The 24697-nt window shown below is 71.6% G+C and carries 23 protein-coding genes; 9 read left to right on the forward strand and 14 right to left on the reverse strand.

What is annotated here, in order from left to right; genetic code table 11:
• The first annotated feature begins 106 nt into the window (after positions 1-106).
• A complete protein-coding gene (locus ACZ5Y9_RS06395) occupies positions 107-1396 on the forward strand; it encodes a hypothetical protein (protein ID WP_464472585.1) in 1290 nt (429 codons plus the stop codon).
• Between the two features lie 87 nt (positions 1397-1483).
• Here ACZ5Y9_RS06395 and paaZ read toward each other — a convergent pair whose 3' ends face one another.
• The 7 genes from paaZ to ACZ5Y9_RS06430 are packed head-to-tail and all read right to left on the reverse strand — an operon-like array spanning position 1484 to position 9882.
• Positions 1484-3565, reverse strand: coding sequence for a phenylacetic acid degradation bifunctional protein PaaZ (paaZ, locus tag ACZ5Y9_RS06400; protein ID WP_464472586.1), 2082 nt, complete (start codon positions 3563-3565; stop codon positions 1484-1486).
• Complete coding sequence (locus tag ACZ5Y9_RS06405) at positions 3562-4407, reverse strand: 3-hydroxyacyl-CoA dehydrogenase family protein (RefSeq protein WP_464472766.1); 846 nt, start codon at positions 4405-4407, stop codon at positions 3562-3564. The genes paaZ and ACZ5Y9_RS06405 overlap by 4 nt, the downstream gene beginning before the upstream one ends.
• Before the next feature lie 23 nt (positions 4408-4430).
• Positions 4431-5171, reverse strand: a complete 741-nt coding sequence (locus ACZ5Y9_RS06410) for an enoyl-CoA hydratase/isomerase family protein (protein ID WP_464472587.1) — start codon at positions 5169-5171, stop codon at positions 4431-4433.
• A complete protein-coding gene (locus ACZ5Y9_RS06415; protein ID WP_464472588.1) occupies positions 5168-6355 on the reverse strand; it encodes a thiolase family protein in 1188 nt (395 codons plus the stop codon). Before ACZ5Y9_RS06415 ends, ACZ5Y9_RS06410 begins: the two co-directional genes overlap by 4 nt.
• A 10-nt stretch (positions 6356-6365) precedes the next feature.
• Positions 6366-7712: a dihydrolipoamide acetyltransferase family protein gene (locus tag ACZ5Y9_RS06420; RefSeq protein WP_464472589.1), complete on the reverse strand. Its 1347-nt coding sequence runs from the start codon at positions 7710-7712 to the stop codon at positions 6366-6368.
• Positions 7709-8758: an alpha-ketoacid dehydrogenase subunit beta gene (locus ACZ5Y9_RS06425; RefSeq protein ID WP_464472590.1), complete on the reverse strand. Its 1050-nt coding sequence runs from the start codon at positions 8756-8758 to the stop codon at positions 7709-7711. The genes ACZ5Y9_RS06420 and ACZ5Y9_RS06425 overlap by 4 nt, the downstream gene beginning before the upstream one ends.
• Positions 8755-9882 (reverse strand): thiamine pyrophosphate-dependent enzyme, encoded by a 1128-nt coding sequence (locus tag ACZ5Y9_RS06430; protein WP_464472591.1) that lies wholly within the window; start codon positions 9880-9882, stop codon positions 8755-8757. The genes ACZ5Y9_RS06425 and ACZ5Y9_RS06430 overlap by 4 nt, the downstream gene beginning before the upstream one ends.
• Positions 9883-10032: 150 nt before the next feature.
• Here ACZ5Y9_RS06430 and ACZ5Y9_RS06435 point away from each other — a divergent pair, with 150 nt between their 5' ends.
• Together ACZ5Y9_RS06435 and ACZ5Y9_RS06440 are read left to right on the forward strand one after the other, a co-directional pair.
• Positions 10033-10467 carry an Lrp/AsnC family transcriptional regulator gene (locus ACZ5Y9_RS06435; protein ID WP_464472592.1) on the forward strand — a complete coding sequence of 145 codons (435 nt, stop codon included), beginning with the start codon at positions 10033-10035 and terminating at the stop codon, positions 10465-10467.
• A 41-nt stretch (positions 10468-10508) separates the two neighbouring features.
• Positions 10509-11102, forward strand: a complete 594-nt coding sequence (locus ACZ5Y9_RS06440) for a TetR/AcrR family transcriptional regulator (protein ID WP_247623072.1) — start codon at positions 10509-10511, stop codon at positions 11100-11102.
• Between the two features lie 38 nt (positions 11103-11140).
• On the opposite strand, the gene ACZ5Y9_RS06445 is transcribed toward ACZ5Y9_RS06440, so the two are convergent.
• Entirely contained in the window at positions 11141-11791 is a 651-nt protein-coding gene (locus ACZ5Y9_RS06445) for an HAD-IA family hydrolase (RefSeq protein ID WP_247623071.1), read from the reverse strand.
• A gap of 84 nt (positions 11792-11875) precedes the next feature.
• On the opposite strand from ACZ5Y9_RS06445, the gene ACZ5Y9_RS06450 reads away from it, so the two are divergent.
• On the forward strand, positions 11876-13000 hold the full coding sequence (locus ACZ5Y9_RS06450; RefSeq protein ID WP_464472593.1) for a DUF998 domain-containing protein: 1125 nt from the start codon (positions 11876-11878) through the stop codon (positions 12998-13000).
• A gap of 6 nt (positions 13001-13006) precedes the next feature.
• Here the strand turns inward: ACZ5Y9_RS06450 and ACZ5Y9_RS06455 are convergent, their stop codons facing one another.
• On the reverse strand, positions 13007-13867 hold the full coding sequence (locus ACZ5Y9_RS06455) for a MurR/RpiR family transcriptional regulator (protein WP_247623069.1): 861 nt from the start codon (positions 13865-13867) through the stop codon (positions 13007-13009).
• Positions 13868-13931: 64 nt separating this feature from the next.
• Here ACZ5Y9_RS06455 and ACZ5Y9_RS06460 point away from each other — a divergent pair, with 64 nt between their 5' ends.
• Together ACZ5Y9_RS06460 and murQ are read left to right on the forward strand one after the other, a co-directional pair.
• A complete protein-coding gene (locus ACZ5Y9_RS06460; protein WP_464472594.1) occupies positions 13932-14834 on the forward strand; it encodes an N-acetylglucosamine kinase in 903 nt (300 codons plus the stop codon).
• Positions 14824-15759: an N-acetylmuramic acid 6-phosphate etherase gene (gene murQ, locus ACZ5Y9_RS06465; protein ID WP_464472595.1), complete on the forward strand. Its 936-nt coding sequence runs from the start codon at positions 14824-14826 to the stop codon at positions 15757-15759. Before ACZ5Y9_RS06460 ends, murQ begins: the two co-directional genes overlap by 11 nt.
• Before the next feature lie 22 nt (positions 15760-15781).
• On the opposite strand, the gene ACZ5Y9_RS06470 is transcribed toward murQ, so the two are convergent.
• Positions 15782-16099 carry a DMT family transporter gene (locus tag ACZ5Y9_RS06470; protein WP_464472596.1) on the reverse strand — a complete coding sequence of 106 codons (318 nt, stop codon included), beginning with the start codon at positions 16097-16099 and terminating at the stop codon, positions 15782-15784.
• A complete protein-coding gene (locus ACZ5Y9_RS06475) occupies positions 16096-16467 on the reverse strand; it encodes a DMT family transporter (RefSeq protein ID WP_247623065.1) in 372 nt (123 codons plus the stop codon). Before ACZ5Y9_RS06475 ends, ACZ5Y9_RS06470 begins: the two co-directional genes overlap by 4 nt.
• A gap of 151 nt (positions 16468-16618) precedes the next feature.
• Between ACZ5Y9_RS06475 and ACZ5Y9_RS06480 the strand changes: the two genes are divergently transcribed.
• Positions 16619-17713, forward strand: coding sequence for a winged helix DNA-binding domain-containing protein (locus ACZ5Y9_RS06480; protein ID WP_464472597.1), 1095 nt, complete (start codon positions 16619-16621; stop codon positions 17711-17713).
• A 33-nt stretch (positions 17714-17746) separates the two neighbouring features.
• On the opposite strand, the gene ACZ5Y9_RS06485 is transcribed toward ACZ5Y9_RS06480, so the two are convergent.
• Positions 17747-19189 carry an XRE family transcriptional regulator gene (locus tag ACZ5Y9_RS06485; RefSeq protein ID WP_247955793.1) on the reverse strand — a complete coding sequence of 481 codons (1443 nt, stop codon included), beginning with the start codon at positions 19187-19189 and terminating at the stop codon, positions 17747-17749.
• Positions 19190-19300: 111 nt separating this feature from the next.
• Between ACZ5Y9_RS06485 and ACZ5Y9_RS06490 the strand changes: the two genes are divergently transcribed.
• A complete protein-coding gene (locus ACZ5Y9_RS06490) occupies positions 19301-21163 on the forward strand; it encodes a phosphoenolpyruvate carboxykinase (GTP) (RefSeq protein ID WP_464472598.1) in 1863 nt (620 codons plus the stop codon).
• A 186-nt stretch (positions 21164-21349) separates the two neighbouring features.
• Here ACZ5Y9_RS06490 and ACZ5Y9_RS06495 read toward each other — a convergent pair whose 3' ends face one another.
• A complete protein-coding gene (locus ACZ5Y9_RS06495) occupies positions 21350-23251 on the reverse strand; it encodes an ABC transporter ATP-binding protein (protein WP_464472599.1) in 1902 nt (633 codons plus the stop codon).
• A 68-nt stretch (positions 23252-23319) separates the two neighbouring features.
• On the reverse strand, positions 23320-23526 hold the full coding sequence (locus ACZ5Y9_RS06500; RefSeq protein ID WP_247623060.1) for an AsnC family protein: 207 nt from the start codon (positions 23524-23526) through the stop codon (positions 23320-23322).
• Between the two features lie 130 nt (positions 23527-23656).
• Here ACZ5Y9_RS06500 and ACZ5Y9_RS06505 point away from each other — a divergent pair, with 130 nt between their 5' ends.
• On the forward strand, positions 23657-24688 hold the full coding sequence (locus tag ACZ5Y9_RS06505; protein WP_464472600.1) for a S66 family peptidase: 1032 nt from the start codon (positions 23657-23659) through the stop codon (positions 24686-24688).
• The last annotated feature ends 9 nt before the right edge of the window (positions 24689-24697 follow it).

The raw sequence follows: 24697 nt of genomic DNA on the forward strand, positions 1-24697 counted from the left end.
TGTGATCTCGACCGGTCGTGGGGGCGGGCGGGATGTCCGGAGCAGCCGCTACGCTCGCCCCAGGGGAGGCGTCGGCAGGCGGCGCAGCGGATCATCGGAGGGTCATATGCCGCACGCGCGGTCGTTCACGAAGCTCGTCCTCGGCCTGGTGACGGCCGGGGCATTGTTCGGACTCTCCGGGTGCGCGCCCGAACCCGACTCGACGCCGGATCCCACCCCGACGGCGGCCCCCGAGACTCCGGAGCCCGCGGCCTACGACGGGCCGCTCCACTTCGTCGGTGACGAGCTCGACTGGTTCCTGCCCTCGGAGGACGAGATCCGCGCGCTCCTGCCGGGCATCGCGGAGATGTCCGAACCGACGAGCGCACTGGAGCAGATCTCCGACGGGGGTGGGCCGGTGCCCGTCCCCTCGATCTGCGGCGCGCTCTCCGCGGAGATGTCCTTGGGATCGGTCGGGGCGCGGACCCTCACGTGGACCCTCGAGGGAAGCGACAACGCCGTGGGACGGCTGCACGTGCTGCAGCTCGCCGACGAGGCGCAGGTCTCAGCGCGGATGGACCAGCTTCGCGCGGCGACGGAGCAATGCGCCTCCTACGTGCTGGAGCGGGAGTCCGGGTTCGACGCCGAGATCGTCGGCGACGGTGACGACGTGCAGGCGATCGCCGGAACGCTGACCGAGGGGTACGTCGATGGCGAGTGGCGGTATCACAAGGGCTACGCGTCGATGGGGAACGTCATCGTCGAGCTGTTCCAGACGGGGGTCGACGGATCGGCGATCGACGCCGAGGCGGTGGCGGAGATGCTGCGAGAGCACAGCGGCTCCGCCCGCGACGCCCTCATCGAGGAGCTGACGGTGAATCCGCCGACTCCGTCGGAGACACCGGCGGCGGCCGACCCGTCAGCGCCGTGGAGTGCGTGGGAGATGAGCACCGCGGCCGTCGGTCCGATCGTGCTCGGCAGTGATCTCGATGCTGCGCTGGCCGCTGTACCGGGTGCTCGGGCGGTCGAGCCGGAATGGGCGGGGAGCCCGTGGTGGCTGACCGCCGCCGATGGATCCGCATCGGTCGGGATCTGGACCGATGAGAGCGGCGAACGCGTCGAGAGCGTGACGGTCGGAGTGTCGAACGTCTACGGCGAACCGGTCCACCCGGGAGCCTCCTTGCCCTCGGCCGGCGGAGTGCGTGTGGGGGATCCCGTGAGTGCGGCCATCACGGCGTTCCCGCAAGGGACTTTCGTGACCGTCATCGCCTCCGGCGAGTACTTCTACGAGTCGGCCACACGAGACGGCGGGTTCGTGCGGTTCCGCGCCGACCGCGACCCCGCCGATCCGGCGGCGGTCGTGACGGGCATCGGCGTGGAGGACGCGACGTTGCGCGTGCCGCCGGTGTTCGGATGAACGGGCGGGGGATGCCGTCGATGCGGTCGCTCACGAGACTTCTGGTCGGGATGGTCGCGGCCGGGGCGCTGTTCGGGCTCTCCGGAATCAGGCGGGCACCGTCTCGCCCTGAGGTCGCTTGCTCACGAGCGTGAGCACGTCGTAGGTCGCGACGGTCTCGTCGCGCTGATTGCGGATGACGGCGTCCCAGCGCACCTCGCCGTAGTCGTCGGTCTCGCGCGGCGTGATCTGCTTCGCGGTCAGTTCGACGCGGATCTCATCACCCGGCGACACCGGCGCGACGAAGCGAAGGTCCTCGAGTCCGTAGTTCGCGAGCACCGGACCGGGTTCGGGATCGACGAAGAGTCCTGCCGCCCACGACACGAGCAGATAGCCGTGGGCGACTCGCCCCGGGAAGAACGGATTCGCCGCCGCCGCGGCCTCGTCCATGTGGGCGTAGAAGATGTCGCCGGTGAAGCGCGCGAACGTCTCGATGTCGTCGAGGGTCACGGTGCGCGATCCCGAGGCCACCTGGTCGCCGACCCGCAGTTCGGCGAGTGATCGGCGGAACGGATGCCGTCCGTCGCTGCGCACCGCGGCGCCCGTGTGCCAGACACCGGTCAGGGCCGTGAGCATCTCGGGCGATCCCTGCACCGCGGTGCGCTGCATGTGGTGCAGCACCGCCCGGATCCCGCCCAGCTCTTCGCCACCGCCGGCCCGCCCCGGTCCACCGTGCACGAGGTTGGGGAGCGGGGATCCGTGTCCGGTCGAGGAGCGTGCATCGTCGCGGTCGAGCACCAGCAGCCGCCCGTTGAACGGCGCGATGCGGGTCGCGAGCGCCACCGCCTGCGCGGGGTCGTGCGTCGCGATGCTCGTCACCAGCGAACCGCCGCCGCGGGCGACGAGACCTGCGGCCTCCGCGATGGTCGAGTAGGTCAGCATCGAGGCGACCGGGCCGAAGGCCTCGATGTCGTGCACGGCATCCGCCTCGGCGTCGTCGAAGCGCAGCAGGATCGGCGCGACGAAGGCCCCCTCCGAGACCGGCCCCGTGGTTCCGTCGGCGCGTCGCACCTCCGGCGTCGCGGTCGTGCCGATCACGATCCGTCCGCCGGCATCCTGCAGTGCGGCGACCTGTCGCAGCACCTCGTCGCGCTGGGCGAGGGAGGCGAGCGGGCCCATGGTCACGCCTTCGGCGCGGGGGTCTCCGAGCACCGTGCGCTCCGCGAGGCGGGTGCGCACGGCCTCGATCACGGCATCCGCCGATCCTTCCGGCACGATGACGCGACGGATCGCGGTGCACTTCTGTCCGGCCTTCGTCGTCATCTCGGTGACGAGCTGGCGCACGTAGGCATCGAACTCGGGCGTGTCGACCGTGGCATCCGTGCCGAGCACCGAGGCGTTGATCGAGTCGGTCTCGGCCGTGAAACGCACGCCCCCGGTCTGCACCGCGGCGCTCCGCCGCAGCGACTCGGCGGTCGAGGCGCTGCCGGTGAATCCCACGATGTCGCCGAGGAGCAGGTGGTCGAACAGGTCGGGCACGCTCCCGCTCACGAGCTGCAGCGTGCCCTCGGGCACCAGACCCGACTCGATGAGGATGCGCACCATCGCCTCGGCGAGGTAGCCGGTCGGGGTCGCGGGCTTGATCAGCGTCGGCATTCCCGCGAGGAAGGCGGGGGCGAACTTCTCGAGCGCACCCCAGACGGGGAAGTTGAAGGCGTTGATCTGCACGGCGACGCCCGGCAGCGTGGTGTGCACGTGGCGGCCGAGGAAGGACCCGTCCTTCGAGAGGGGCTCGACCGGGCCGTCGATGCGCACGGTGCTGTTCGGCAGTTCGCGGCGTCCCTTGCCCGAGTAGGAGAAGAGCACGCCGATGCCGCCGTCGATGTCGACCCACGAATCGGCGGCCGTCGCACCCGTACGGGCCGAGAGCGCGTACAGCTCGTCCTTGCGGGCGGTCAGCGCCAGCGCGAACTGCTTCAGCAGCACGGCCCGCTGGTGGAAGGTGAGCGCGGCGAGGCTCGCCTGCCCGATCGTGCGGGCGTGCGCGAGCGCCGCCGCGAGGTCGAGCCCCGTGGTCGACACGCGGGTCACGAGCTCACCGGTCGAGGCGTCGCGCACCTCCGTCGAGGGTGATCCGGCCGAGGGCGTCCACCAGGCGCCCTCGATGTAACTGGGCAGGTACTCGGTCATCGCGTCTCCTTCGGAGAGTCGGGGTCGGTCCAGTCGTAGAAGCCTGCGCCGCTCTTTCGTCCCAGCCGCCCCTCGGCCACCATTCGGCGCAGCAGAACGGGTGGCTCGAAGCGCTCACCCAACTCGCGGGCGAGCTCCTGGGCGATCCCGAGACGCACGTCGAGCCCCACGAGGTCGGTCGTGCGCAACGGGCCCACCGGATGCCGGTACCCCAGCGTCATGGCGGCGTCGATGTCGGCCGCGGATGCGACGCGCTCCTCGAGCATCCGAATGGCTTCGAGGCCGAGCGCGACGCCGAGGCGCGACGACGCGAAGCCGGGAGAGTCGGCGACCACGATCGGAGTCTTGCCGAGCAGAGCGACCCACTCGCGCGCGGTATCGACGACGGCCGGGTCGGTGGCCGCTCCCCGCACGATCTCGACGAGCGCCGACGAGGGCACCGGGTTGAAGAAGTGGAGCCCGAGAAAGCGCTCCGGCCGTCGGCGGGCGAGCGCGAGGTCGTCGATCGAGATCGATGAGGTGTTCGAGGCGAGCACGGCCTCGTCCGGCAGCACGTGCTCGAGCCGCGCGAGCGCATCCTCCTTGAGAACGCGGTCCTCGGGCACGGCCTCGACGACCAGTGCAGCCTCGCTGCACGCCTCGACATCGGTCGTGACCCGGAGGCGCGCGGCGCATTCGCCCGCATCGAGGCCGGGGTCGCGGTCGGCGGAACGGCGGAGACTCTCGTCGATGCGCAGCGCCGCGGCATCCACGCCCTCCGTATCGCGCTCGACGACGACCACTCGCGATCCGGCGAGCAGGAACGCGTGCGCGATGCCCGCGCCCATACGCCCTCCACCCATCACGGCGACGACGGCCGGCGCGCTCACGAGCGATCCGTGCGATCGAGGAAGGCGGTCATGCGGCGCTCCTTCTCGGGGCTCTCGAACAGCTCGGCCTGCAGTTCTCCGTCGACGTGCGGATGCTCCGCACGCGGCGCGCGGAGGGCGCGCTTGGTGTGCCGGGTGGCGCGCGGGTCGTTCGCGGCGATGCGGTCCGCGAGCGCGTGGGCGGCGGGCAGCAACTGCTCGGGCGGATGGATCGCCGAGATGAGCCCCCAGGCGAGAGCGTCGTCCGCGCCCAGCGCACGGCCCGTGAGCAGGAGATCGGCGGCGCGGGCGTGGCCGACGATCTCGGGCAGGCGCCAGGTCGCGCCGGCAGCGGCGAGGATGCCGAGTCCGGTCTCGGGGTTGCCGATGCGGAGCGACGCGGTGGCGATGCGGATGTCGGCGGCGTAGGCGAGCTCCGCGCCGCCGCCCAGCGCGTAGCCGTCGAGGGCGGCGATGACCGGCATCGGCAGTTCGGCCACGCGGAGGAAAGCCGTGGCGTTGATCCCGCGGCGCGCATCGTCGGCGCGGCGCTCGCGGAGTTGGGCGATGTCGGCGCCCGCCGCGAAGTCGCCGCCCGCACCCGTGAGGATCAGCGTGCGGGGGTCGGCTTCCAGCTCGGCGCAGAGCGCGTGCAGGGCATCGATCGTGGCGAGGTCGATGGCGTTGCGGCGCTCCGGTCGGTTGAGCGTGGCGAGCACGCGGTCGTCGCGCTGTTCGATCAGCAGCGGGTCGCTCATGCCACCCGCTCCAGGATCATGGCGGTGCCCTGCCCGACGCCCACGCACATCGTCGCGAGTCCGAGCCCCGCCCCCTCGCGCTCCATGCGCCCGAGCAGCGTGACGACGATGCGGCACCCGCTCGACCCGAGCGGGTGCCCGAGGGCGATCGCTCCGCCGTCGCGATTGACGCGCTCCGGGTCGAGTCCGAGCCGGCGGATCGAGGCGAGCGACTGGGAGGCGAACGCCTCGTTCAGCTCGACGGCCCCGATCGCGTCGACCGCGAGGCCGGTGCGCCGCAGCGCCTTCTCGGTCGCCGGCACGGGGCCGAGACCCATGATCTCCGGAGCGAGTGCGGCGGAGGTCGCCGTGACGATGCGGGCACGGGGGGTGAGGCCGTAGCGGCGCACGGCCTCACCCGAGGCGACGATCACGGCGGAGGCCCCGTCGTTCAAGGAGCTCGAGTTGCCGGCGGTGACGACGCGGCCGCCCTCCACGACGGGGCGCAGCGATGCGAGCGCACCGAGGTCGCTGTCGCGGCGCGGGCCCTCGTCGACGTCGACCTCGCCGGCGTGCGTGGGCACGGCGACGATCTCGTCGGCGAAGCGTCCCGCGTCGATCGCGTCGATCGCGCGCCCGTGGCTGCGCAGCGCGAACGCATCGGCATCCTCTCGCGTGATCCCGTCGCGCCGGGCGACCTCCTCCGCGGTCTCCGGCATCGAGAGGGTGGTGCCGGCGCGTGCGGAGAGGCGCGGGTTCGTGAACCGCCAGCCGATCGAGGTGTCGACGACGGCGCCCGGCTTCGCCCACGCCCGTTCGGGCTTGGCCTGCACCCACGGGGCCCGGGTCATCGACTCGACGCCGCCCGCGACGAGCAGCTCGGCGTCTCCCGCGCGGATCGCCTGGGCCGCCAGGGCGATGGCCGACATCCCCGAGGCGCAGAGTCGGTTCACGGTCAGACCCGGGATGTCGTCGGGGAGCCCCGCGAGCAGCACGGCCATGCGCGCGACGTTGCGGTTGTCCTCCCCGGCCTGGTTCGCCGCTCCCAGGATCACCTCGTCGATCGCGGTATCCGGCACTCCGGCGCGATCGACGGCGGTGCGCACCACGAGGGCGGCGAGGTCGTCGGGGCGGATGCCGGAGATGGCGCCGCCGTAGCGCCCGATCGGGGTGCGGACCCCGCCGATGAGGAACGCCTCGGTCATCTCGGCCTCCTCACACGCGCCCGTAGGCGCGCAACGGCTGTTCGATCAGCGCGACCAGCTGCCGCAGGAAGCTCGCGGCGTAGCCGCCGTCGCACACGCGGTGATCGAACACCAGCGACAGCTGGGCGATGCGGCGGGCGACGACCTCGCCGTCGACGACCCAAGGGCGCTCGAGCACGCGTCCGATGCCGAGGATCGCCACGTCGGGATGATTGATGATCGCAGCCGACCCGTCGACGCCGAGTCCGCCGTAGTTGTTGAGGGTGAAGGTCGAGCCGCGCATCCGTTCGGGCGGCATCGCGCCGGCCCGGGCGGTCTCGGCGAGCTCGCGCAGCGCGGCGTCGAGTCGCGCGACCCTCAGCTCGTGCGCGCGGGGGACGACCGGCACGAGCAGCCCGCGCTCGGTGTCGGTGGCGACCCCGAGGTTCACGCCCTCGAACGCGATGAGCTCCTCGCCGCCGTCATCCAGACGCGAGGCGAGCACGGGGTGGTCCTCGAGCGCGAGCAGGGCGAAGCGGGCGAACAGCGCGGTCAGCGACGGCGCGCGCTCGCCGGCCGCGGCGATCTCGCGCCGCAGATCCCAGAGACGCGTCGCGTCGACGTCGACCCAGACGGTCGCCTCGGGGATCTCGGCGCGACTGCGGCTCAGGCGGGCGCTCACGGCCCGGCGTAGCGGAGACAGGCGCTCACGGGCGCGCACGCGCAGGCCGTCGATCTCGTCGGCGGACGACGCCGGACCCGCGGATGCCGGTGCGTGCGCGCCGTCGACGGCATGATCGACCGCGGCCCGCAGCACGTCGGCGCGCGTCACGGCGCCGTCGGCTCCGGTCGCGGGGATCGCGTGCACGTCGAGACCGAGGTCGCGGGCGAGCCGACGGACGATCGGCGAGCGCACCGCGACGGTGCGGGCGGAGGGTGCCTCCGCCGTGTCGGCGGGCGTCGCGGCCGAGTCGTGCACGGCCGACCGCCGGCGGCGTCCGCTCGCCGACCGTTCGCTCGTGCCGTAGCCGATGAGCACGTTGCCCGAGCCTGCGCGTTCCTCGACTCGGTAGTCCTCGTGCGCCGCGTTCTCGGGGAGGACGGCTTCGGATGAGGCGCTCGCCGCCTCGGCATCCGACACCTCCAGCACCGGGGCGCCGACGGCGATCGTGTCGCCGGCGTCGCCGTGCAGCGCGGTCACCACACCCGCGAAGGGGGACGGCAGCTCCACGATGCTCTTGGCGGTCTCGACCTCGGCGATCGCCTGATCGACGGCGATCGTGTCGCCGACCGCCACGAGCCACTGCACGAGACCGGCCTCGGTGAGACCCTCGCCCAGATCGGGCAACCGGAAGACGTGCGCGGTGAGGGTGCTCACGATTCGTCCTCCCAGTGCAGCGTGTCGATCGCGTCGAGCACGCGGTCGACGTCGGGCAGGTACCAGTGCTCGAGCTTCGGCGGGGCGTAGGGGATGTCGAACCCCGTCACCTTGCGCACCGGCGCCTCGAGGTGCTCGAAACAGCGCTCGAACACCCGCGACTGGATCTCGGAGGCGACGCTCGCGTAGCCCGGTGCCTCGGCGATCACGACCGCCCGACCGGTGGCGCGCACGGCGGCCGTGACCGTGGCGTCGTCGAAGGGCGAGAGCGAGCGCACATCGACGACTTCGACGCTGCGGCCCTCGGCGGCTGCGGCCTCGGCGGCTTCCAGCGCGAGCGGCACGGCCGCGCCGTAGGCGAGCAGCGTCGCATCGGTGCCGGTGCGGGCGACCCGGGCGCTGCCGAGGTCGACGCGGTGCGCGGTGTCGACCTCGCCGCGCGTCCAGTACAGCTTCTTGGGCTCGAGGAAGACGACCGGATCGGGCGACTCGATCGCCGCCCGCAGCAGCGAGTAGGCATCCTGCGGGGTCGACGGGCACACGACCGTGAGGCCCGGGGTGTGCGCGTAGTACGCCTCCGACGAGTCGCAGTGGTGCTCGACCCCGCCGATGCCGCCACCCAACGGGATGCGGATGACCAGCGGCATCCGCACTCCTCCGCGCGTGCGGTTCCCGTACTTCGCCACGTGGCTCACCACCTGCTCGAACGCGGGCAGCGCGAAAGCGTCGAACTGCATCTCGACCACGGGGCGCATGCCGTTCATCGCCATGCCCACCGCCGTGCCGACGATGCCGGACTCGGCGAGAGGGGTGTCGAAGCAGCGGTCCTCGCCGAAGCGCGCGGTGAGTCCGTCGGTGACCCGGAAGACCCCGCCGAGCGCCCCCACGTCCTCCCCGAAGACGACGACCTCGGGGTCGTCGGTCAGGGCGTCGGCGAGCGCGAGGTTCAGTGCCGCGGCCATCGTGAGCGTCACCGGGGCCCGGCCGTCCGCATCGACGCCCGGGCGGATGCCGTCGAGATGCGTGCCGTCCTGCGCGATCGTCATCGGGATGCTCCTTCTCGAGAGGTGGACTCCGGCTGGCCGGATGCCGCCGCCGTGCGCTCGATCTCGCCCCGCAGCATCGCCCACTGCTCCTCGAGCTGCGGGGAACGGGTCGCGGTCACGAATCGGAAGAGATCCTCGGGATCGAGGTCGGCGTCGGTGTTCAGTGCGGTGCGCAGCTCGGTCGCGAGGGTCTCGGCATCCGCCGCGAACCGGGCCTCGGTCTCGTCATCGAGCGCTCCGACCGCGCGGAGGTGCGTGCGCAGCCGCCGCAGCGGGTCGCGCTCGACCCAGGCCTGCACCTCGGCGCGCTCGCGGTAGCGGGTGTCGTCGTCGGCGTTGGTGTGCGCCTGCATCCGATAGGTGTGCGCCTCGACGAGCGTGGGGCCGTCGCCCGCGCGTGCTCGCCGCACGGCCGCGCCGAGCACCGAGAGCACCGCGGCGACGTCGTTGCCGTCGACCCGCTGCCCCGGCATCCCGTAGCCGATCGCCTTGTGCGCGAGCGAGGGGGCAGCGGTCTGGCGCGAGAGGGGCACCGAGATCGCGAATCCGTTGTTCTGCACGAAGAAGACCACCGGCACGCGGAAGACCGACGCGAAGTTCATCGCCTCGTGGAAGTCGCCCTCGCTGGTGGCGCCGTCGCCGCACAGGGCGAGCACGACCGTGTCGTCGCCGCGACGCTTCGCGGCGTACGCGAAGCCGACCGCGTGCAGCAACTGGGTCGCGAGGGGCGTGGACTGCGTGGCGACGCGGTGCGCACGCACGTCGTAGCCCGAATGCCAGTCGCCGGCGAGCAGCACCATGGTCTCCGCCGGCGGGACTCCGCGTCCGATGATGGCGACGGCGTCGCGGTACGTGGGGAACAGCCAGTCAGCGGCGCCGTCGAGCACCCGCGCGGCTGCGACCTGGCAGGCCTCCTGCCCGTGCGACGAGGGGTAGACCGCGAGGCGGCCCTGGCGCACCAGTGCGCTCGCCTGGTCGTTGAAGCGGCGTCCCTCGACGAGTCCGCGGTAGGCGTCGAGCAGCGCGCCGCGGTCGGGGAGCGGATAGTCCGCGTCCTCGGTGAGCGTGCCGTCGGGGGCGATGAGCTGCACCGCCTCGTCGCGGGGGAGCATGTCGTCGTTCATCTGGTCGCCTTCCTCGCCGAACCTGATGACGACAGCATGCGCTCTCGCGCGCAGTCGTCCAAGAGGTGCGGCTGAATGCTGGACGATTGCGCGCTCGTTGCGCTCGCGCTCGCCGAAGTGTCAGAATTCGACGCGGGACGAAGGAGTGCCATGACCACGCTGGATGAGATCGACCGGGCCATCCTCGACGAGCTGCGACGCGACGCGCGGGCGTCGATGACCGCGCTGGCGGATGCCGTGCACATCTCGCGGGCGGGCGCCCATGCCCGCATCCGACGGCTCACCGATGCGGGGGTGATCACGGGGTACACCGTGCGCACGGATCCCGCGAAGCTCGGCCATCACGCGAGCGCCTACGTCACGCTCGCGATCGAGCAGGCCAGTTGGCAGCTCGTGCAGGATCGGTTGCGGGCGATCCCCGAGATCGAGCACATGGCGCTGGTCGGCGGAGACTTCGACGTGATCCTGCTCGTGCGGGCGAACGATGCGCGCGATCTCCGCCGGATCGTTCTCGAGGACATCCAGGCGATCCCGTCGATCCGCACGACCCGCACGACCCTGATCTTCGAGGACCTCGAGCGCTGAGCGGCCACCTCGCCGCGCGGCCCGCGTGCCAAACTGGGGCGATGAGCGCAGCCGACCCCGTCCGTCGCGGGCGCCCCGGGTACGACCGCCGGGGTCTGCTCGACGCGGCGGTGGCGGTGTTCAACGAGTCCGGCTACGACGGCACCTCGGTGGCTGCTCTCGCCGCCCGGCTCGGGCTGTCGAAGGCCGCGCTCTACCACCACTTCTCCTCCAAGGAGGAGATCCTCGAGACGGCCCTCGACGAGGCGCTCGACGGCCTCGAGGGCGTCCTGGCCATCACGGATGCCGTGCGCCCGGGCGACCGACTGGCCGCGGTGCTCGAGGGCGCCGTCGGTGTGCTCGTGACGCATCTGCCCTCGGTCACGCTGCTGCTGCGCGTGCGGGGCAACAGCGAGGTCGAACGGCGCGCACTCGAACGTCGGCGCGCCTTCGATCAGGCCGTGACCGCGATCGTGCGCGCGGCGCAGGAGGAGGGCGCGGTGCGCGCCGATGTGGATGCCTCGGTCGCGACGCGTCTGCTCTTCGGCATGGTCAACTCCCTCGTGGAGTGGTATCGCCCGAGCGGTCCCGAAGGGGCCGAAGCCCTCGCCCGCGACGTTCTCGCCGTGGCCCTCGACGGGCTCCGTACGCGCTGAGCCGCGGCATCCGCCTCTCCGGCGTGAGGCGCGGGTCGTCAGTCGATCGTCAGTGTGAAGCCGTCGTCGGTCGCCGTCACGGCGACGCGGGTGAGGTCGTCGACCTGCACCTCGGGGTCGTGCGCGTGGGCGTGCGGGCCGACGCCGACCACGCGCATGCCGGCGGCGTGCGCGGCCTGGATGCCGGCACCCGAGTCCTCGAACACGATGCAGTCGGCGGGATCGACACCGAGCTCCGCTGCGGCGCGGAGGAAGCCCTCGGGGTCGGGCTTCGAGGCCGAGACGCTCTCGGCGGTGATCGTCAGGGCGGGCAGGGGGAGCCCCGCCGCGCCCATGCGCGCGGTCATCAGTTCGACGTTCGCCGAGGTCACGATCGCGTGCGGGTGGGGGAGCAGCGCCTGCAGCAGTGCGGCGGCGCCGGTGATCTCGACGACTCCCGCGACATCGCTGCTCTCGTTCGCGAGCATGACGGTGTTCTCGTGCAGATTGATGGCGTGGTCGCGCTCGGGCAGCAGGATCGACATGCTCTGGTGGCCCTGGCGGCCGTGGATGACCCGCAGCACCGTGGCGGGGTCGAGCCCGTGCGGCTGCGCCCACTCCAACCAGAGGCGTTCGACGACGGCGGTCGAGTCGACCAGGGTCCCGTCCATGTCGAGGAGGACGGCGCGGGCGTGGAGGGTCTCGGTCACCCCTCCAGGCTAACGGCGCGGCGCCGCGGCATCCGCCCCCATCGGCGAGCGCCGCGACCCTAGGATGGCGGCGGGAGGTGCAGCATGCACGCGATCGCCGAACGGGTCCGCCAGGTGCTCCGGCAGGTGCGGGGGCCGGCGCGCGACGGCGCCGTGCTCGAGGCCGCCGCGCTCATCGTCGGGGCGCTGTTCCTCGTGATCGGTTTCCTCGTCGCCTTCCCCGTGTTCTTCGGCCACGAGATGGCGATCAGCGGCACGGGATCGATCGGCAACTTCGCGGCCTACGGGGGAGCGGGCACCGCGGCCCTCGCGTTCGCACTCGGACGTCTCGTCGCCCGCCCCGAGGATGCCGATCCGGATGCCGTGCGCGACGGGTTCAGCGTGCCGGGCGACCGTCTGCGCTGGTACGACCTGCTCGCGATCGCCTTCGCCCACGCGGCGATCGCCTACCTCGGCTGGCTCGGGATCGCGAAGCTGCTCGAGCAGAGTTTCACGGATGCGCCGGTGTTCGCGTTCCCCGGAGCGGTGCTCATCGGTGTCGCCTTCGCGCTCACCGCCTACGTGTCGTTCCTCAGCTCCGTCGCGCTCACCCCGATGACCCTGTCTCTTGTGCTCGCGGTGTTCCTCGTGATCGGCGCCTTCGCGAGCATGCTCGCCTCGAGCGATCCGCACTGGTGGCGCGACAACCTCTCGGCGCTGGGCATGAGCTCCAACAGCGCCTCGTATGCCTTCAACATCACCCTGATCATCGCGGGCGTCATGGTCACGACGATCTCCCGCTACGCGACCGCGGGCCTTCCCGCGACCGACCCGGTCGATCGGCGCGGCCGCACGATCGTGCGTACGGGACTCATCCTCATCGGCATCTTCCTGGCGTGCGTGGGGATCTTCCCCGTCGACGAGTTCTTCGCGGTGCACAACACCGTCGCGACCGGGATGGCGGTGGCCTTCGCCGTGATCGTGGTCGGGCTGCCGTGGCTCCTGCGCACCATCCCACGCGTCTTCGTGCTGCTCGGGTGGGCGTACGTGCTGGTGATCGTGCTTCTCGCGGTGTTCTTCGCGACCGGGTACTACAACCTGACCGCCGTCGAGCTGATCGCCGCGGTGCTCATCTTCAGTTGGATCATCGTGTTCCTGCGCACGGCGGGCTCGATCCATGAGCGGTCACCGGAGCCCGCGGCGGCGCCGGACGCGGTCGACACCGCCTGAGAACGGCTACTCGCCGCGCAGCGCCCGGGTCGCGGCGGCGCTGCGCTCGAGGGCGTCGACCGCGACGTCGCGCCGCAACTGCGCCGCACCGATGAAGAGGCAGTCGACGAGGGCGAGCTGGGCGATGCGGCTCACCATCGCGCCGGCGCGGAAGCGGGATTCGCGCGCGTGGGTGAGGAGGAGGTGATCGGAGGCGCGGGCGAGGGGAGAGGTACCGGCTCCGGTGATGCCGATCGTGGTGGCACCGGTGTCGCGGGCGGCCTGCAGGAAGAGCACGGCTTCGGGGGTCGTTCCCGAGTTCGAGAAGCCGATCGCGACGGTGGGCGAGGTGCGCAGGGCGGCGGCGGCGCTCGCCTCGTGCGCATCGTCGAGAGCGATCGCGTTGTGGCCGATGCGCAGCAGTTTGTGGCCGAGATCGGCGGCGGCCAGGCGACTCGCCCCGATTCCGAACAGCAGGATGCGCCCCGAGCCCTCGATGGCCTCGGCGGCCGCTCCGAGCGCGTCGTAGTCGAGGCGCTCGACGGTCTCCTCGATCGCGAGGCGTTCCAGGGCGGCGAGTTTGCGGGCGGCGTCACGCAGGCTGTCGTCGGCGGCGATCTCGGCCCCGAACCCGCTGTTGGTGCCGAAGTTGACCGATTCGCGCCCGAGCTCGGCGGCGAGGGTGCGACGCAGCGCGGCGTAACCGCTCACCCCGATCACGCGGCAGAAGCGTACGACCGACGCGACCGAGGTGTCGCACGACGCGGCGAGCTCGGTGATCGTGCTCTCGATCACCTGGGTGGGGTTGTCGGCGACGGCGCGGGCGATCCGGGCGAGGGAGGGCGGCAGCGTGTCGACCGAAGCCGCGATCGTCGTCTGGATGCTCATTCATCTCCCTTTCCGGCTGTGAAGAATTCTTTCATGTCGCCGTCAATCTGCGTAGACTATTTTTATGATCTCGATGTCCCGCGTGCTCGCCGTCGATCTCGGCAAGTCGCGCTGCCGACTGGTGGTCGCCGATCCGACACGCCGGCCTGCACATGAGGGTACAGGTGCGCCGGGGCTCGCCGCCGCCGACGGTGTCAGCGCCGCTCTCGCAGCGGTCGAGACCGTGCTCGCCGAGGTACCGGACGGGATGATTTCGGCCCTCTCCATCGGGGCGGCAGGTGCGTGGGCCGCACCCGCCGCCGCGCAGCGCCTGGCCGGTCTCCTCGCCGCGCGCGTGCTGGCCCCCGTCGCCGTGACCTCCGACGTCGTCACCGCCCACGCCGGAGCGCTCGACGGCGGCCACGGCGTGCTTCTCATCGCCGGCACGGGCGCCGCCGCCCTCGGAACGGATGCCGAGGGCGCCCGTCTCGTCGACGGCTGGGGTCCCGACGTCGGCGACCTCGGAAGCGGCTCCTGGCTCGGCCGCGAGGTGCTCGGCGCGGTGCTGCGCGCCGCCGATGGTCTCGGGCCCGCGACCTCTCTCACGGAGGCGATCGCGGAACCCGTGGGCGCGGCATCCGACATCATCCCTTGGCTCGCACACGGCGATCCACTCGCCCGACGTCTCGCGACCCTCGCTCCGCTCGCCCTGGATGCCGCCGAGGCCGGCGATGAGGCCGCCGCGGCCATCGCCGCCGAGGCGACCCGCCTGCTCACCGCTTCCGCCGTCGCGGCGTCCACGACGCCCGATGTCGTGCTGCACGGCGGACTCACCGACCACGCCTGGTTCCGTGCGCGGCTCACCGACGCGCTCTCCGCCGCCGGCCGCCGGGTCCGGTCGCCCGTCGGCGACGCGATCGACGGTGCCCTCCTGCTCGCCACCCGCTTCGATCTCCCTCACGAAAGGTTCGTGCACCGTGCCGAATGACGACATCCGACTCACCGCTCTGATCGAGGAGCTGTCGAAGCTCGACACCGAGGCCGCGACCACCGAGCGCGGCGACCTCGATCTGCTGACGAGCGCACAGCTCGTCGAGCGGATGAACGCCGAGGACGCCCGGGTGGCGGGAGCGGTGGCCGCGGAGGCCGCGCAGATCGCCGCCGCCGTCGACGGCATCACCGAGCGCTTCCGTCGCGGAGGGCGCCTCATCTACATCGGTGCGGGGACGGCCGGTCGCATCGGCGTGCTCGACGCGAGCGAGTGCCCGCCCACCTTCGGAACCGACCCGTCGCTCGTGGTCGGCATCATCGCGGGCGGTGAGACGGCGATCCGTTCGGCCGTCGAGAACGCCGAGGACGACGCCGACGCCGCAGCCGCATCACTGGCGGAACTGCAGCTCACCGCATCCGACACGGTCGTCGGCATCTCGGCCTCGGGCCGCACGCCCTACGTGATCGGCGGACTCGACTACGCCCGCGGTCTGGGCGCACTCACGGTCGCGATCGCCTCGAACCGGGCCTCCGCGATCGGTGCCGCCGCCGACATCGCGATCGAGGTCGTGACTGGCCCGGAGTTCATCTCCGGGTCGACGCGCCTGAAGTCGGGCACCGCGCAGAAGCTCGTGGTCAACATGCTCACGACGCTCTCGATGATCAAGCTCGGCAAGACCTACCGCGGCGTCATGGTCGATCTGCTCGCCACCAACGAGAAGCTGCACGCGCGGTCGATCCGCACGGTGTCGCAGCTCGCCGGGGTCGACACCGACGAGGCCGCGCGCGCGCTCGTCGCCGCCGACGGATCGGTCAAGCTCGCGGTGCTCATCCTCGCGACCGGCGCGACGCCCGCCGACGCGGCCTCCGCCCTCGACGCGGCCGACGGTCTGCTGCGCGAGGCGATCTCGGCGCTGAGCTGAGCTCGCCCGGCTGCCGCGGGGGTCAGTGCCCGAACTCGATCAGTGCGACGCCGACCGCGATGAGCGCGACGCCCGCGGCCATCATCGCCGAGAAGTGGTCCTCGAAGAGGATGCGGCCCATCACGGCCGTGATCGCCACGCCGGCGGCGGCCCAGATCCCGTAGGCGACGCCCACGGGCATGCCCATCGCCAGGATCGTGCCCAGCAGCGAGAACGCGGCGAGGTAGCCGACGACGATCACGGGGATCCACCGCCGGCGGCGCAGGCCCTCCGAGGCGCGCAGGCTCAGTGTGGCGGTGACCTCGCTGGCGATCGCGAGAACCAGCAGCAGCCAGATCACGAGGCGACCTCCGTCGAGGTCGGGCGGGCGTGCGAGCCGAGCTCGACGAGCAGCACGCCGATCACGATCGCGCCGACACCGATGATCTGCACCGTGCCGAGCGTCTCACCGAACAGCACGGTGCCCAGCACGGCGGTGAGCACGACGCCGATCGCCGACCAGATGCCGTAGGCGACGCCCACCGGCATCCCCCGATCGAGCACGACCGAGAGCAACCACAGCGACCCGGTGTACCCGGCGACGACCACGATCAGCCAGAGCGGATGCGTGAAGCCCTCGGCCGCGCGCAGTGACAGCGTCGCCGATACCTCGAGCGCGATCGCGATCAGCAGGGGCGGCCACGGCGAGCGGTGGGGTCGGTCGGTCATCGAGGGCCTTTCGGGAGCGGCGGTGCCGACGGTGGATGCCGGGCTCGTGCGCCGCAGGGGAGAACGCGTCGGATGCTCGCAGGATTCCCTGTCCGGCAGGTGAACGGGTGTCGGGGGAACGGGTGTCGGGGGCACCGGGCATCATGGGGACATGAACCGCACGTCGTTGCGCCGCGAGCGCCTTCGTTCGCATCGGCTCACCGCGCGCGCCGCGTCGGTGGTCGAGGCGGCGCGGCACATGCTGGCGGTGCAGAGCCAGGATTTCACCGCCGGGCGATGGGCGCTGGCTGCCCGCACGCGCGGCACCGTCGCCTGGGAAGCGGTCGATCGCGCGTTCGATCGCGGCGACCTCGTGCGTGCCTGGACGATGCGCGGCACCCTCCACACGATCCCGGCACGAGATCTGGGGTGGGTGCTGTCGGTCACCGGGGCGCGTCAGTTGGCGGCCGCCGCGACGCGCCATCGCGATCTCGGCATCGACGACGAGCTGCTGCGACGCGCGGCCCGGATCATCGACCCGGCGCTCCGCGATGGCGGCTGCTCCCGCGCGGAGGCCTTCGGGCGATGGTCGGATGCCGGGATCGACCCGCGGGATCAGCGCGGTGTGCATCTGCTCGGAGCTCTCGCGATGCGGGGCGAGATCTGTCAGGGCCCGGTCGTGCCCGCGACGACCTCCGCGGGGATCACCCGCGAACAGCGCTTCGTCGCGACCGACGCGTGGATCCGTGACTCGATGCGGCCCGACGATCCGCTCGCCGAACTCTTCGTGCGCTACGTCGACGGCCACGGGCCGGTGCGCGTCGAGGACTTCGCGTGGTGGTCGGGGCTCACCCTCGGAGCATCGCGCGAGGCCGTGGCCCGCGCGGGCGCCCGCCTGGTCGAGGTCGAGGAGGGCACCTACGCAGCGGTCGCACCGCCGCGTCGCTCGCCCGGGGCACCACGGGTGCAGGTGCTCGGAGCCTTCGACGAGTACTACATCTCCTATGCGGATCGCACGCTCGTGTGCCCGCCCGAGGGGCTGGCCGCGGTCGGTCCGGGCAAGAACGGTATGGTGCGCCCCGTCGTGGTCGTCGACGGCGAGGTGGTCGGGGTGTGGCGTCTGCCGCCGGCATCCGGACGCGGGGGCGGTGAGGCGGTCGTCGAGCCGTTCGCCGCGGGGGAGCGGCCGGCGCTCGATCCGGAGATCGACGAGCAGGTGCGCGCCGCGCTCGCGCGTCATGCGGCGTTCCTCGGTGCCGCGGCCTGATCCGCGGAGCGACCCGCAGACGAACGCCGCGGATCACTCCTCGGCGTGCCGCCCGAGGAACTCGTAGACCTCGCTGTCGTCGACGCCGGGGAAGGCACCGCGCGGCAGCGGCGAGAACATGTGCGTGTGCACGCGGGCGCTCGGCCACGATTTGCCGTTCCAGCGCTCCGTCAGCTCCGACGACGGGCGTCGGCAGCACGATTCGTCGGGGCAGTTCGACACCGCGCGATCGGTCGTCTCGCGACCGCGCCACCAGCGTGCGTCGTCGAAGGGGACGCCCACCGTGATCGAGAACTCGCCGTCGGCCGACGACCCGGTCTGGGTCGAGCACCAGAACGTGCCCGACGGAGTATCGGTGTACTGGTGGTGCTCGGTCGTGCGGTTCTGCTGCGTGAAGGCCGCCCGTGCCTGGAACTTGCGGCACACGCGCTGACCCTCGACGGCCCCGGTGACGTCCATGGGCAGCGGCAGGTCGTCGTTCTCGTAGACACGGGTGATCGCGCCGTCGGAGTCCACGCGCAGGAAGTGCAGCGACATGCCCAGGTGCTGGGTGAGCAGGTTGGTCATCCGCATCCCCGCGGCCTCGTGCGTGACACCGAAGGCGTCGCGGAAGTCCTCGACGGCGAGGTTGCGATCCTTCTTGGCCTGCTGCAGGAAGGCGACGGATGCGGTCTCGGGCAGCAGGCAGCACGCACCGAAGTAGTTGATCTCGAGGCGCTGCTGCAGGAAGTCGGCGTAGTCGGTGGGCGGGGTGTGCCCGAGCAGGCGGTGGGCCATCGCCTGCAGCGCCATGGAGCGCAGGCCGTGGCCGCCGGGGATGGAAGCGGGCGGCAGGTAGATGCGCCCGTTCTCGAGGTCGGTGACCGAGCGTGTGGAGTGCGGCAGGTCGTTGACGTAGATGAGCTCGAACCCGAGGCGCTCGGCCATGATGCTCACGGTGCGGTGGCTGAGCGCGCCCTGCACGTGCCCGGCGGCCTTGAGCTGCTTCTCGGCGAGCTTCTCGATGTCGCCGAGGTAGTTGTTCTGCGCCCGCATCCGCAGCCGGAGCTCGGTGTTGGCGCGGCGGGCCTCCTCCGGGGTCGCGATGGCCTCGCGCTCGCGGCGCTGGAGTTCGCGGTGCAGGCCCAGCACCGACTCGATCGTCTCGTCGCTCATACCCTTCGTCACGCGCACGGGAGAGATGCCGAGCTGGCGGAACACCGGGCTCTCCTGCGCGCGGTCGAGCTCGATCTCGAGAGCCGCGCGGCGGTTCGGCGGCTCCCCCGAGATGAGGTCGGTGACCTCGGTGCCCGTGGCCTGGGCGATGGCCTGCAGCAGCGAGAGTTTCGGCTCGCGCTTGCCGTTCTCGATCAGGCTGAGCTGCGACCCCGCGACGCCCACGAGCGCGCCGAGCTCGTCGAGGGTGAACCCCTGAGCCTGCCGGTGATGACGGATGCGATGGCCGAGGGTCGTGAGATGGATGCCGGAGGACGCCATTCCTTGATCTTAGACGAAAGAATCGCGATATTTAAGACCGGAATCGTCGAAAAGTCCCGAGGAATGCCGAAGAAGATGGGTTCAACGCCCCACACTTCAAAGGAGCAGCCCATGGCCATCGCCGAAGTCTTCACCCCTCGCACCTCGCCCGTCGCCGCCGCGCGCACCTTCGGCGCGGTGCCGGCCTATGACACTCCCGCGATGGCGGAGCTGGTGGCCTGGGTCGACGAGATGGCGGAGCTGACGCAGCCCGATTCCGTGCACTGGGTCGACGGGTCGCGCGCCGAGAACGACTGGCTGCTGCGCGGCCTCGTCTCCGAGGGCAAGCTCATCAAGCTCAACCCCGAGTGGCGTCCCGGCTCGTACCTCGCCCGGTCGCACCCCAGCGACGTCGCCCGCACCGAGGGGCGCACGTTCATCTCCTCCGAGAAGGAGGAGGACGCAGGTCCCACGAACAACTGGGCACCGCCCGCCGAGATGCACGAGAAGATGACGGACCTGTTCGCCGGGTCCATGCGCGGACGCACGATGTACGTCGTGCCGTTCTCGATGGGTGCGGTCGGCGGCCCGCTCTCGCACATCGGCGTGCAGATCACCGACAGCGCCTACGCGGTCGCCTCGATCGGCATCATGACCCGCGTCGGCGATGCCGTCACCCGGCAGATCGCCGACGGCGCCCCGTGGGTGCGCACCGCGCACACCGTCGGCGCCCCGCTCGCGCCGGGACAGGCGGATGCCGAGTGGCCGTGCAACGACGAGAAGTACATCGTGCACTTCCCCGACACCCTCGAGGTGTTCTCCTACGGCTCGGGATACGGCGGTAACGCGATCCTCGCCAAGAAGTGCTTCGCGCTGCGCATCGCCTCGGTGATCGCTCGCGACGAGGGCTGGCTCGCCGAGCACATGCTGCTGATCCGCGTGATCGACCCGCAGGGCACGGCCTACCACGTGGCTGCGGCGTTCCCCTCGGCATGCGGCAAGACGAACCTCGCGATGCTGCGCCCCACGATCCCCGGATGGAAGGTCGAGACGCTGGGCGACGACATCGCGTGGATCCGTCCGGGCGAGGACGGGCGCCTCTGGGCGATCAACCCCGAAGCCGGCTTCTTCGGCGTCGCTCCGGGCACGGGTGAGGCGACCAACGTCACGGCGGTCGAGACGCTGTGGGGCAACACGATCTTCACGAACGTCGCCCTGCGCCCCGACGGCGATGTGTGGTGGGAGGGACTGACCGACACCGCTCCCGCCGAGCTCACCGACTGGGAGGGCAATGCCTGGACGCCGGACTCCGGCCGTCCCGCCGCGCACCCGAACTCCCGCTTCACCGTCTCCGCGGCCCAGTGCCCGCAGATCGCGGAGGACTGGGAGGAGGCGGTGCCGCTCGACGTCATCCTGTTCGGTGGGCGTCGCGCCAGCAACGTCCCGCTCGTCGTCGAGGCGACCGACTGGACCCACGGCGTCTTCCTCGGATCGAACATCTCGTCCGAGCGCACCGCCGCGGCCGAGGGAACCCTCGGCGAGCTGCGCCGCGATCCCTTCGCGATGCTCCCGTTCTGCGGCTACAACATGGGCGACTACTTCGGTCACTGGTTGAAGGTCGGTCGCGGTCTGCGCTTCGATCGTGCGCCGCGCATCTTCCAGGTCAACTGGTTCCGCCGCGGCGACGACGGGCGCTTCCTGTGGCCCGGGTTCGGTGACAACTCGCGGGTCGTCGACTGGATCATCCGCCGGATCGCCGGCGAGGTGCCGGCCGTCGACAGTCCGATCGGGCGCCTGCCGCGCACGCAGGACCTCAACCTCACGGGGCTCGACATCCCGCAGGCCGACCTCGACGAGCTGTTCGAGGTCGACCCCGCGGCGTGGCGGATCGAGGCCGATCGCACCGAGGAGTTCTACGACACGTTCGGCGACCGGCTTCCGGCCGCCCTGCGTGCCGAACTGGCGTCGCTCCGGTACCGCCTCGAGAAGGCGTAACCGGAGCGCAGGGCCAGGTGCCGGTTCGGGGGAGCCGGCACCTCTGCGGGTCCTCATCGCAGGACGCGCGCACAGACCCGCGACGGCGGGATGTCGGAGACGAACCCATGGCTGAGTGGTCTCCGGTATCCCGCCGTCGCGTCTTTCCGTGCGCGTCGCGCCGTGTGGCCGGGGGCAGCGGTCGGATCAGGCGAGCAGCTGGTGGCGGGCGAGGTCGCGGTACAGCGGCGTCGACTCGACGAGCTCCGCGTGCGTGCCCTGACCGACCACCTCGCCGTCCTGCAGCACGACGATGAGGTCGCTGTCGACGACCGTCGAGAGGCGGTGCGCGATCACCACGAGGGTGCGGTCGTTCGAGACGGCGTCGATCGCCTCGCGCATGCGCTGCTCGTTCACGCCGTCGAGCGAGGAGGTCGACTCGTCGAGCAGCAGGATCGGAGCGTCGGTGAGCAGGGCGCGGGCGATCGCGAGTCGCTGGCGCTCGCCGCCCGAGAGCATCACGCCGTCTTCGCCGACCGGTGCCGCAAGGCCCAGGGGGCTGCGCTCGAGCACGTCGCCCAGGTTGACCGCGCGCAGCACCCGTTCGCAGTCCGCATCGGATGCCGACGGCGAGGCGAGCCGCAGGTTGTCGGCGAGCGTGCCGGCGAGGGTCGGAGCGTCCTGCTCGACGTAGCCGAAGTGCGCGCGCAGCTCGTCGCGAGGGTAGGTGCGCGCGTCGTGCCCGTGCACGCGGATCGATCCGCCCGTCGGGTCGTAGAAGCGCTCGACGAGCGAGAGGATCGTGCTCTTGCCGGCGCCACTCGGGCCGACGAGAGCGACGCGTGCGCCGCGGGGAACGGCGAACGAGACGCCGCGCAGCACCTCGCGGTCGGGGGCGTCGGCTGCGGGAACGGTGTCGAGGGTCGTCTCCGGCTTCTCGACGTGGGCGTCTTCGAGCAGCGTCCGGGCGGCCTTCGCCGCCGCCTCGCGCGCAGCGACCACGTTGTCGGGGTAGCGGAAGTGCACGTCGCGGAACTCGATCGCGGGAGCATCCGGCGCCGGCGCGGTGCGCGTGATGTCGGCGGCGATCCGCTCGTCGTCCTGCGTCTCGGTCGGCAGGTCGAGCACCTCCTGGATGCGGCCGAGCGCGCCGAGCGCCTGGTTGACCGAGGTGATCGCGCCGAACGTCGTCGCGAGCGGCATGACCAGCAGGAACAGGAACATGATGAACGCGATCAGCGAGGCGATCGAGAGTGCACCGGCGGCGACCCGGAACCCGCCGACGCCGAGCACCACGATCAACGAGAGCTGGAGCGCGATGCCCGCGACCGGAACCACGAGCGAGGAGATCTTCGCGATCCGCACGCCGATGCCGTAGGCCTCGTCGGCCGTCTGCGACACGGTCGCGGTCTCGCGCTCGGTCGCGCCGGACGCGCGGATCGTGCGGATGGACCCCACCGCGCGCTCGACCCCGGAGGCCAGCTCGCCGACCTTCTGCTGTTGCGCGGTCGAGGCCGTGCGGATGCGGCCGCTGAGCGCCACCACGACGACGACGGAGACGCCGATCACCAGCACGATCAGCAGCAGGAGGATCGGGTCGATCACGAGCATCGCCACGAGGGCTCCCACGAAGAGCACGGCGCTGCCGACGGCATCCGCCAGTCCCTGCGTGAGCACGGCGTAGAGCAGGGTCGTGTCGGTGCCGACGCGCGAGACGAGGTCGCCGGTGCGGCGCGCGTCGAACTCCGAGGTCGGCAGGTGCAGGATGCGGGCGATGAGCTTGCGGCGGCTGGAGAGCACGACCGCGGTGCCGGTGCGCTGCAGCAGGTAGTGCTGGAAGCCGGAGATGATCGACGACACGATCACGAACCCGATCAGCAACCACACCAGGATCCCGAGCGTGCCGCCGGACTGCACGGCTTCGATGACCTGCCCGACGAGCAGCGGTTGCACCAGCGACGTCGCGGCGCCGAAGACGCTGAGCACGGCCACGACGACGAGCGTGCGCTTGTGCTCGAAGAGGAAGGGGAGGAGCTGGCGGAACGTGGCGCGCGGACCATCCTGCTGCGCGCCGCGTCCGCGTCGGCGCGGTGTCGCCGTCCGGGACATGGAAGACCTCGTTCTGGGAAAAGGGGGGTACTACGACCGTACTTCGTGCGGAGGGCGTCCGCGGTCGCTCAGGATCGCCCGAACCGGCGGTGCGCGGCCTGCTTCGATACGCCGAGGGCGCTGGCGATGGCCTGCCAGGAGTAGCCGCCGTTGCGCGCCCGGCGCACCTGGGCCTCCTCGGCGCGCGAGATCTCGCGGCGGAGTGCCGTGAGCCGGTTCAGCTCGGCGAGGGGCTCGCCCTCGGGGTCGGTCGCGATCGCGGTGCGGATGCTCATGCGTCAACGCTAGTTGACACCTGAGCCGGCGTCAACCCGAATTGACGTTTCGAATCGCTCGCTTCGTCGATTCCGACCCGGCGAAACGGCGAAGTGAGCGATTCGAACCCGTGATTGGCAGACTGGGCGGATGCTCGACACTCCCGCACTCCGACCCGGCGACCACGTCGCCGTGCTGTCTCCCGCCTTCGCCGCTCCGGCCACCGCACCCGAGATCCACGAGCAGGCGATGAGACGGCTCGCCGAGCTCACCGGACTCGTCCCCGTCGAGTACCCGACGACGCGCCTCCTCGGCGCGAGTCCGGAAGCACGGGCCGCCGACGTCAATGCGGCGTTCGCCGATCCGAGCATCCGAGCGATCCTGGCGACCATCGGCGGCGACGATCAGATCCTCGTCGTGCCGCACCTCGATCCCGCGCTGGCGCTCGCCGATCCCAAGCCGTTCCTCGGGTACAGCGACAACACGAACATCCTCAACTGGCTCTGGGAGCTCGGCATCCGCGGGTACTACGGCGGCTCGACCGCTGTTCACCTGGGGCCGGGCGCCGCCGTCGACGACGTGCACCTGCTGTCGCTGCGTGCGGCGCTCCTCGACCGCGGCACGGTCGAGATCACCGAACCGGGGGAGTCCGAGGACATCGGTCGCCGCTGGACCGATCCGCGTGCGTTGACCGAGTTCGGCGATCGGACCCCGACGGAAGCGTGGACGTGGGCGGGGCCTGCGCGCACGGTCTCGGGGCGGACCTGGGGCGGATGCCTCGAGGTCATCGACAGCCTCGCCCTCGCCGACCGCCTGCCGGTGATCGATGATCTCGCCGGGTCGATCCTGTTGCTGGAGACGAGTGAGGAGCGTCCGCCGGCGAGTTGGGTGCACCGATGGCTGCGCGGGCTGGGGGAGCGCGGCATCCTCTCGGCTGTCGCAGGGGTGGTGGTCGCGCGACCGCCGGTGAGCGACTTCGACTTCTCGCCGTCCGCCGAGGAGGCGCGCGCCCTGCGCGCGGTCCAGCGCGACGTCGTGATCGACGTCGTCACGCGCTACAACCCGGAGGCGGTGGTGTGCGTCGGCCCGCCCTTCGGACACACCCGCCCGCAGTGGATCGTGCCCTACGGCGGCACGATGACCCTCGACGGCGTCGCCCACCGGATCTTCGCCGACTACTGACTCGCGACC

It is taken from the genome of Microbacterium sp. T3-8, assembly GCF_055398145.1.

What these genes read in the sequence shown, in the direction of transcription:
- ACZ5Y9_RS06430 (WP_464472591.1), bottom strand. Translation starts at nt 9,882, where the DNA reads ATGAACGACGACATGCTCCCCCGCGACGAGGCGGTGCAGCTCATCGCC.
- ACZ5Y9_RS06480 (WP_464472597.1), top strand. Translation starts at nt 16,619, where the DNA reads ATGAACCGCACGTCGTTGCGCCGCGAGCGCCTTCGTTCGCATCGGCTC.
- ACZ5Y9_RS06455 (WP_247623069.1), bottom strand. Translation starts at nt 13,867, where the DNA reads ATGAGCATCCAGACGACGATCGCGGCTTCGGTCGACACGCTGCCGCCC.
- paaZ (WP_464472586.1), bottom strand. Translation starts at nt 3,565, where the DNA reads ATGACCGAGTACCTGCCCAGTTACATCGAGGGCGCCTGGTGGACGCCC.
- ACZ5Y9_RS06495 (WP_464472599.1), bottom strand. Translation starts at nt 23,251, where the DNA reads ATGTCCCGGACGGCGACACCGCGCCGACGCGGACGCGGCGCGCAGCAG.
- ACZ5Y9_RS06490 (WP_464472598.1), top strand. Translation starts at nt 19,301, where the DNA reads ATGGCCATCGCCGAAGTCTTCACCCCTCGCACCTCGCCCGTCGCCGCC.
- ACZ5Y9_RS06450 (WP_464472593.1), top strand. Translation starts at nt 11,876, where the DNA reads ATGCACGCGATCGCCGAACGGGTCCGCCAGGTGCTCCGGCAGGTGCGG.
- ACZ5Y9_RS06410 (WP_464472587.1), bottom strand. Translation starts at nt 5,171, where the DNA reads ATGAGCGACCCGCTGCTGATCGAACAGCGCGACGACCGCGTGCTCGCC.
- ACZ5Y9_RS06425 (WP_464472590.1), bottom strand. Translation starts at nt 8,758, where the DNA reads ATGACGATCGCGCAGGACGGCACGCATCTCGACGGCATCCGCCCGGGC.
- ACZ5Y9_RS06415 (WP_464472588.1), bottom strand. Translation starts at nt 6,355, where the DNA reads ATGACCGAGGCGTTCCTCATCGGCGGGGTCCGCACCCCGATCGGGCGC.
- ACZ5Y9_RS06440 (WP_247623072.1), top strand. Translation starts at nt 10,509, where the DNA reads ATGAGCGCAGCCGACCCCGTCCGTCGCGGGCGCCCCGGGTACGACCGC.
- ACZ5Y9_RS06485 (WP_247955793.1), bottom strand. Translation starts at nt 19,189, where the DNA reads ATGGCGTCCTCCGGCATCCATCTCACGACCCTCGGCCATCGCATCCGT.
- ACZ5Y9_RS06505 (WP_464472600.1), top strand. Translation starts at nt 23,657, where the DNA reads ATGCTCGACACTCCCGCACTCCGACCCGGCGACCACGTCGCCGTGCTG.
- ACZ5Y9_RS06460 (WP_464472594.1), top strand. Translation starts at nt 13,932, where the DNA reads ATGATCTCGATGTCCCGCGTGCTCGCCGTCGATCTCGGCAAGTCGCGC.
- ACZ5Y9_RS06500 (WP_247623060.1), bottom strand. Translation starts at nt 23,526, where the DNA reads ATGAGCATCCGCACCGCGATCGCGACCGACCCCGAGGGCGAGCCCCTC.
- ACZ5Y9_RS06475 (WP_247623065.1), bottom strand. Translation starts at nt 16,467, where the DNA reads ATGACCGACCGACCCCACCGCTCGCCGTGGCCGCCCCTGCTGATCGCG.
- ACZ5Y9_RS06395 (WP_464472585.1), top strand. Translation starts at nt 107, where the DNA reads ATGCCGCACGCGCGGTCGTTCACGAAGCTCGTCCTCGGCCTGGTGACG.
- ACZ5Y9_RS06405 (WP_464472766.1), bottom strand. Translation starts at nt 4,407, where the DNA reads ATGGGTGGAGGGCGTATGGGCGCGGGCATCGCGCACGCGTTCCTGCTC.
- ACZ5Y9_RS06435 (WP_464472592.1), top strand. Translation starts at nt 10,033, where the DNA reads ATGACCACGCTGGATGAGATCGACCGGGCCATCCTCGACGAGCTGCGA.